This is a genomic window from uncultured Chryseobacterium sp. (assembly GCF_913776365.1).
In the GTDB taxonomy this organism is placed as follows: domain Bacteria; phylum Bacteroidota; class Bacteroidia; order Flavobacteriales; family Weeksellaceae; genus Chryseobacterium.
Genome location: NZ_CAJYMO010000059.1, coordinates 1 through 8751, shown reverse-complemented (window position 1 = coordinate 8751; position 8751 = coordinate 1). Strand labels below are relative to the sequence as shown.

At 45.1% G+C, this 8751-nt stretch carries 4 protein-coding genes; all 4 read right to left on the bottom strand.

The window, feature by feature from the left end; genetic code table 11:
- Positions 1-1189 (bottom strand): RagB/SusD family nutrient uptake outer membrane protein (locus QZ735_RS03055; protein WP_294244029.1); only part of this gene is annotated, 1189 nt, incomplete at its 3' end.
- Between the two features lie 266 nt (positions 1190-1455).
- Positions 1456-4557 (bottom strand): TonB-dependent receptor, encoded by a 3102-nt coding sequence (locus tag QZ735_RS03050; RefSeq protein WP_294244028.1) that lies wholly within the window; start codon positions 4555-4557, stop codon positions 1456-1458.
- A 416-nt stretch (positions 4558-4973) separates the two neighbouring features.
- A complete protein-coding gene (locus tag QZ735_RS03045; protein WP_294244027.1) occupies positions 4974-6530 on the bottom strand; it encodes a glycoside hydrolase family 32 protein in 1557 nt (518 codons plus the stop codon).
- Between the two features lie 326 nt (positions 6531-6856).
- Complete coding sequence (locus QZ735_RS03040) at positions 6857-8170, bottom strand: sugar porter family MFS transporter (protein WP_294244025.1); 1314 nt, start codon at positions 8168-8170, stop codon at positions 6857-6859.
- Between the last annotated feature and the right edge of the window lie 581 nt (positions 8171-8751).

Below are 8751 nucleotides of genomic sequence, written 5' to 3'. Positions count from 1 at the left end.
TTTCCTTTAACGACGCATAATAACCGTAGGTTCCCGGGCTTCTGTTCCAGCTTTCCTGGTAGATTTTGTTTTCCTCATATTTCCACGGCAGTCCCGGCAAAGCCACTGTGTGATACAGCCTTGGGTCCACTTTGTAATTGTTGAGCTGATGATAATCCAGATCCGTATCGTTATAGGTATCGAACATCGGTAAACCTTGCGGTGTGGTTTTGAAGGCATTTACCAGGTTCTGGCTCGGCTTGTGGAAATCGCAGCATCCCAGACCTTGCGGAAGAGACAGGACATCACCATAATTCAGCCTTCCGAAAAGTGTTCCGTCGTTGTCGGAATACTGGATGGAGAAAACCGATTCCGGACCGTTGTCGTGCGTTCCCGGAAGGAAGTTGTACCCGAAATCCGATTCCAAAGTATAGTTCCCAATCACCTGGTTGGCCGCATCAATGGACTTCTGAAGCGTTGCCGGGTTGATTTGGGTTACCGTATAATTATCGTCCTGCTGATAAGCCTGGTACAGCCGCACTTTGGCAAGATATGCATACGCCGCACTTTTCTTCGGCCTTCCGGCTTCGGATTGGGTTGAAGGAAGATTGGCAGCCGCAAATTCAAAATCAGAAGCGATGGCATCCCACAATTGCTGGTCGGTTTTTGCCCGGTTGGAAATTTTCGGGTAATCTTCAATCGGCGTATTTTCATCCACATAAGGCACATATTTGAAAAGGATTTTCAGCATAAAATAAAAATGTCCTCTTACAAATTTCATTTCGGCAATGCGTTTCTGCTTGTTCGGATATTGCGCTTCGGAAAGCTGATTCAGTGCTGCAATAGCTTTGTTGCAACGTCCGATTCCCACATAATGCAGATACCAGAGCCGGTCTAATTCACCAAAATCCGAACGGATGTTGTTTGAAATTTCAAAAAAGTGAAAGGCCTGGATGTCGTTGGTTCCGCTTCCGCCTTTGTAGGCATCGTCAGAACGTACATTTCCGTAAGGCCAAAGGCTGAAAGGCGTATCGTAATGGTCGTTGCCGAGCGCAGCATAAGCCGCCACCACAAAACCGTCCACATTCTGAGGGGTTACCACATCGGCTTCGGAAAGCACCCCTCTCGGTTCATTATCCAGGAAATCGTTGCAGGAAGTCATTCCCAAAAGGAAAGCGCAGGCAATTGTTAAAAGTATATTCTTTTTCATTGTAATTATTTTTAAAATTTTTAAAGTCTGCTTTACAGAACTGTTTTTTTAATTTTTAAATAGTAAGGATTTAAGAAAAGCAACAATTAATAAATCATTAATAATCAATAAATTAATTTCAATTAAAATATTTAAGCATTATTCAATCCGTTCTAAGATATCCTTCGACAAGCTCAGGCTGACACCTTTGAATAATCAATGTTTAAAGGCTGTATGGTAAGGCTGAGCTTGTCGGAGCCTTGTATTTTTCATAAACCTTTCCAATCTTATAATGATAAATTAACTCCAAAATTAAACGTCAGCGGAAGCGGATAGCCGAAAGCCGGTGTCTCCGGGTCGATGCCTGTGAAGTTCCTGGATTTGAGGGTCAGAAGATTCTGTGCACTAATGTAAATCCTGAAATTGGTGATTTTATACTGTTCCAGCACATTTTTCGGAATGCTGTACCCCAATTGTAAAACCCTTAATTTCAGATAGCTTCCGTTTTCCACATAATAGGATGAAAACCTTGATTCTGCGTTACTGTCCACCGTTGTCAATGCCGGAATATCAGAGTTTGGATTCTGTGGTGACCACGCATTGAGCAATCTCGTTCCTTTGTTGGAACCGACATCATCCACACTCCAGAAATCGGTCTGGTATTTTTTGGAATTAATGACATCCACATCGCCGATGCCTTGCCAGAAGGTCGACAAATCGAAATTTTTATAAGAGAAATTAAGATTAACGCCATACATAAAACCCGGATTCGGATTTCCAATCCATGTTCTGTCTTTATCGTCGATGATGCCGTCGTTGTTTAAATCGGCATAACGGATTCTTCCCAGGCCTTTTCCGGGTTGTGTGGCGGAATTATCCACCTCGGCCTGCGTCCTGAAAAGTCCGTCGGCCACATAACCGTACATTGAATTAATTGGCCTTCCCAAGATATTATCCGTCGTTCCGTTTCCGCCATAATTGTTGATAACCGATTGTGGCAACCCGGTGATTTTGTTCCGGTTCACTGAAAAGTTTCCTGAAATTTCGTACCCGAAGCCACCAGCCGTTTTATCGGCATAGCCTAGAGCAACCTCAAGCCCTTTGTTTTCCATAGACGCACCGTTGATCCAGCGGTTCCCGCCTTCGCCAATCACTGCAAGGTACGGCGGCAGCACGAGAATGTCTTTGGTTGCTTTTTTGTAAATATCTACGCTTCCGGTCAGCTTCTGATTAAAAAATCCGAAATCCATTCCGAGGTTGGTCTGCGTAGTGGTTTCCCATCTTAAATCATCATTCTTGGTCTGTGTGGCAATAAATCCTGACGGCAATAAACCGCTTCCTACCCCGGAAATATCGTAAGCCGTGCCGTAAGAAGTGGCCCAGGTGGGATTGCCGCCCGCATAATTCGCAATATACAGCGAGTACACCGCAGAGTTGCTGATTTCCTGGTTCCCGGTCTGCCCCCAGCCTGCTCTCAGTCTCAAATCCGAGAAAAACGGAATCCATTTCTCTGCAAAATCTTCCTTATTGATCCTCCAGCCCGCCGAAAATGCCGGGAACGTTCCGAAACGGTTGTTTTTCCCGAATCTTGAAGAGCCGTCATAACGCACGGTTGCGGAGAACAGGTAACGGTTGTCGTAATCGTAGGAGAATTTTCCGAAATAGGACAACAGGCTGTAATAGGTAGAGCTGCCACCGTTGAAGGCATCGCCGGTTCCGGCATCGGGATACATATAATCCGGTGTCTCAATCAGGAATCCTTCTTTTCTGAGCCAGGTATTGTTGTAGGTATCGCGGTACATTTCCATCCCGCCCAGCAAATCGAAGTGGTGGTTTCCTGCTTTGGCCGTGTATTGTGCGGTATTGCTCCACGTCCATTTTTCGGTATCGGACTGGTCGATGTTCACCGCATTGGTCTTGTTCTGAAGATAGCCGGAAACATAGCTCCGCTGCAGCATTCTTTTATAGTAGTTTGAAAAATCAATCCCAAAGCTGGATTTCAGGGTAAGGTTTTTCACGGGCTGCAATTCGGCGTAGACGTTTCCGAAAAAACGCTGGTAACGGTAGCCGTTATCTTTGTTGTATTCCAGAAGACGGACAGGATTCTGACGGTCGTTCATCCCGCCCACCGGGCCGCCCCACCCTATCCCGTCCACGGTGTGAACAGGAATGACAGGCAGCGCTCTCAAAGCCGGGTCCAGAACACCGGGGTCCATCACTTCATTGGTTTTATTGAAGGTGAAATTTTCCCCGATTTTCAATTTACCATCGAAAAAATTATAGGAGGTATTCACGCGGGCAGACAATCTCTTGAAATTGGTCAGCTTTACGATACCGTCATTGTTATAATAACCCATTGAGAAATAGTAAGACCCTTTGTCCGAAGCACTGGAAGCGGCTACATCCAAAGAATTGGCAACGCCGGTCTGGGACACCTCATCGTACCAGTTGGTATTGGCAGATTTGATGGTTTTCGCTGCATCCAGGTACTCCGGAACATAGCTGTTGTATAAGGTCGGGACCCCATTCTGGACACCCCAGTCGAAAGTATAGCTCAGGTTATTATTGTTTGGATTAAGACCATCATTAATATTAGCCTGCCAAAGCACCTGCCCGAACTGTTTTGCATTGAGAACAGGGGTCTTTTTTGCATATTGGGAAAAGGCCGTATAATAATTCAGGTCGATTCTCATCCTGCCTTTTTTTCCTTTTTTCGTGGTAATGATGATCACCCCATTAGCCGCCCTGGAGCCGTAGATGCTGGCGGATGAAGCATCTTTCAGCACCTGCATCGTTTCGATGTCGGCAGGATTCAGCTCGTGCATTCCCGCTTTTGTGGGAACACCGTCTATCACATAGAGCGGATCGGTATTGTTGAGCGTGCCTACACCCCGGATCAGGACTTTGGTATTTCCCCCGGAAGGCGAACCGTCCGCCGAGATGTTGACCCCGGCTACCCTTCCCTGAAGGGATTTGATGGGATTCGGCTCGGCCTGTTTGTTCAGGTCTTTCATATCAACGATGGAAACAGCTCCGGTAATGTCTGCCTTTTTCTGTTTCGTATATCCGGTCATCACGACTTCATCGATGTTTTTCACCTTATCGGCAGCCAGAACAATATTGAGGACAGTCTTCTCATCCACCACCACTTCATGCGTGGAGTAATCGGGATATGTGAAAATAAGTTTGTTTCCTTTCTGCAAATCACTGATTTGAAATGCACCGCTGCTGTCGGTGGTCGTGGCAGCCCCTGTTTCGGAAACCGTTACGGTAACCCCGCTCAGCGGTTTCTGATTGGAAGACAGCACTTTGCCCCTGACGATTTCCTGTGCCAGGAGGCAGGAAAACGGGAGAAGGCAAAAGGCAATGGCCATTTTATATTTCTTCATATCGTACAGTTTTAGTTTTAATAAAAATTTTTAATTCAATATTCCCATTGGGACATCACCGAATGTCATTGATGGCGCCTTTCAGTCATTGGGCTTCACCCAATGCTATTGATTATGCCCTTTCAGGGCTTTGATTCCCTATTTAATTTTCTTTCGGTCATCGGGCTTCACCCAATGCTGTTGATTATGCCCTTTCAGGGCTGTGATTCTATATTCAATTTCTTTCGGTCATCGGGCTTCACCCAATGCTATTGATTATGCCCTTTCAGGGCTGTGATTCTATATTCAATTTTCATTCAGTCATTGGGCTTCACCCAATGCTGTTGATTAAGCCCTTTCAGGACTGTGATTCTCTGTTCAATTTCTTTCGGTCATCGGGCTTCACCCAATGCTGTTGATTACAGCCATCCAGGGTTTTATTTGATATTTACCTGATGGGCGTCGATATTTAATGAGCTTCCTTCCGTGTCTGTCGATAGGGTCAGTTCTGAAAAATTTTCGTTGGGGAAGAAGATTTCGGTCAGTACTTTTTCACCGTTATTAAAGAAAATTTCTATGGAAGTCTTATCCAAAACCACTTTCATTTTTGCATGGGTATATGCCTGACCCAGCGGTGCTTTGGTAACGGGTGTTGCGTAATTTTTCCCGAAAGCTGTTTTCCCTGATCCGGAACGGTCGACGAAAAGTTCTCTGGTCTTATTATCCATCCCGAAAATCAGTTTTTCCCCCAATGAATTTTTCAGTGCGAAAGTGTAGGTTCCGGCAGTCATTTTGCTTATATCCAACTCTAAAACGGCTTTGCTAAGGTCAATTTCCGGTTTACCAAACAGTTTATTTTCAGGTTGTACATTGATTTTTTTCTTTATGGATTTCCCCTGATAATTTTTTAGCTGGGAAACCGGAACATTCCTGAGGATATAGCCGTCTTTTGTTTTTTTGAGTGAAACTTCCCTTGCCACAGTCATACTGCTGCGCCACGCTTCGGTAGGAACTTCCTGCGCATATTCCCAATTGCTCATCCAGCCGATGATGATTCTCTTGTCCTGCGGAATATTGTCGAAGGAGACACTCGCATAGTTGTCTTTCCCCCAATCCAGCCAGGCGGCTTTTTCTTTATGAAGCTGTTGATTAAAAAGTTCATCCGTCTTAAAGGTTTTCCCGTCGAAATCACCGACAAAATACTGTCCGACAGAACCTTTGTTCGGTCCGCCCGGATTGATGTTGACAATCAGCACCCACTTTTCTTCATTAGTTCCTTCCACTTTCAGCGGAAATAGGTCGGGACATTCCCAAACGCCGCCGTGCGCCCCTTCCTCTTTCCCGAATTCGGATTGGAATGTCCAGTCTTTCAGGTTTTTTGATGCGTAGAAGTGTGTTCTGTCCTGAGCGGCCAATACCATGATCCACTGTTGTCTTTTAGCATCCCAAAATACTTTCGGGTCCCGGAAATCACGGATTCCGGGGTTTTGAAGAACCGGATTGGAAGCATATTTTGTCCAGGTTTTGCTGTTGTCAAGCGAATAAGCGATCGCCTGGGATTCCACGTCTATTTTCCCGTCTTTTTCACGGTTGGGATTGTGATAGGTGTAGATGGCGACGACCGGATTGTTTTTGGAATCTCCGAAATCGGAAGTATTGTTTTTGTCCACCACTGCACTTCCCGAGAAAATGTATCCCAAATCATCGGGAGACAGTGCCACCGGCTGTTCTTCCCACGTCACAAGGTCTTTGCTGGCAGCGTGCCCCCAATGCATCGGTCCCCATTTGTTCCCGTCGGGATAATACTGAAAAAAGAGGTGGTAGACGCCGTCTTTGTAATAGAGGCCGTTCGGATCGTTCATCCAGCCTTTTTTGGGACTGAAATGGAAATTGGGCCGGTAGAGCTGCTCTTCCGAGAGCCTGGAATCCGACTGTGCGTGCAGGCCGGAATGGAAGGCGACAGCGATGAGTAAAGTTGATGTTATTTTTTTCATTACGATTATTTTTGTTTCACGCAGATTCTGCGGATTGGGCAAATTTTAATTTTTTGGTTGAGTTTGAACGATTGTGGGACGTTTTAAATCTGATTAAATTTCATTCAGAATTGTATGGTTGTCAAAATAGTATTCTTAATGGCAAAACTTATTTTATGACGAATCCCGCAGCCCGGCCTGAGTGGAGCTCTTTTTCTGGCATTGCGGGAGTTGAATGTTTCTACTGATGGCTTGACGTGGTTCGCAATGACAGAAAAAAGCGGGAACGGAGGACGGATACAGCTGCCCAAATCTTTACCATTTCTATTGCTGAAATTAACTGAGTTTTATTCTTTCGTTAAGGTCTTGCTGAGTTTTTCGAGGGAAACACCTTTGGTCTCGGGCATCATAAAAATCACGAACAACAGCTGGAAGACCATTGCAACGGTGAAGACCAGAAATACGGTTCCTGCGCCGATGGTGGAAAATAAAGTCGGAATCATTGACGGAATAACCGCCGCCAAAACCCAGTGCGTGGAACTTCCGAAGGCCTGTCCCGAAGCCCGGAGGTGGTTTGGGAAAATTTCGGAAATGAAAACCCAGATCACCGTTCCCTGACCGATAGCATGCGAAGCAATGAACAGGAACAGGAATACCGGAATCGCCAGCCCTGACCAATGGAAATAAAACGCCATCGAAACCAGTCCCAACGAAATAATATACCCGACGGAACCAATATACATGAGGGTTCTTCTGCCGACTTTATCGATCAGATTAACGCCGACGAGGGTGAAAACCATATTCACAATACCAATCCCGATGCTGCTGAGCAGTGCGGTTTTCTCACCCAACCCGGCTTCACCAAAAATCCTCGGTGCATAATACAAGAAGGCGTTGATTCCCGACATCTGGTTGAAAAAGGCCACCAGAAAAGCCAGCATCAATGGGAAACGGTATTTTTTCATAAAGATGTTCTCCTTCGGTGCTTCGGCGTGGTCATCTTCCATCTGTGTGATGAGCGTATCGGAATCCTGGTCCGGACTGATGATTTTCATTACATTTTTGGCTTCTTCTATTCTGCCTTTGGACACCAGCCATCTCGGACTTTCGGGAATGATGAAAACGCAAAGGGTATAGACCGCTGCCGGAATCGCCTGAACGCCAAGCATCCAACGCCAGTCATTATCACCGATTCCGCTGAGTAAATAATTGGATAAGAAGGCCACCAAAATACCCAAAACGATGTTGAACTGATATAGGGAAACCAGCCGGCCCCGGTCTTTTGCCGGTGCAATCTCGGAAATGTAAGCCGGTGCAGCAATGGTAGACGCACCAACGCCCAAACCGCCCATAAACCTGAAAAATGCAAAGAGATAAGGGTCGTTGGAACATGCTGTTCCGATGGCGGAAAGTGCATATAAGACCCCGATGGCCAGTAAGGTTTTCTTTCTTCCGAAGGTATTGGTGGGGATTCCGCCGAAGATGGCACCGATTACGGTTCCCCACAATGCCATTCCCATTACAACAGCTCCGTGGAAGGCATCTGAGCTATGCCAAAGTGCCTGTAGTTTTTTATCGGCCCCGGAAATTACCACTACATCAAACCCGAAAAGAAATCCTGCCAACGCTGCGGTGACAGACCACATCACAATTTTATTCATCTGTATATATTTATTATTTTTTATGAATCAGATGGAATCGCTCTTTGTTCATTACACTCACTTTTTCAAATGATAGGCGATTTCATTATAGAAAATTATTAATTTGCTTGTGGCTAATATATCCCGGGAAGGTAATCTGAGGGTTTAATGATGTAACAAAATATTTCGTCAAGGTTAATTATGTGTTAATTTATTTTAATGAATTGAAAATCAAAACATTGAATTTTAATTATTTTAATAAATGATAACGACGTTTCAAAAATGTAACATCGTTTTATGAAAATGTTACCTGGTTTCTGAGGTTTTTGAAAGGGATGAACGAATATTGGTGTAAGCAGATTGCCCGGAATTGCAGGCCGGAATTTGCGAATCCGGGAGTTTCATTTTTTTGAGATGAATACTTTGGGCGAACAGTCTCCCGGTATCCGCCCGGCCAATAAACCATTATCCGGGCGGGCAGCAGAATTTGCCGGAGGGACCATCGTTTGATTACGCTCCTATATTATCCCCTAAATACATCAGGATAAGCTTAAACATTGTTTTTTGAAAATATTTTGGTAATATCAATAGCGTCGGGCTTC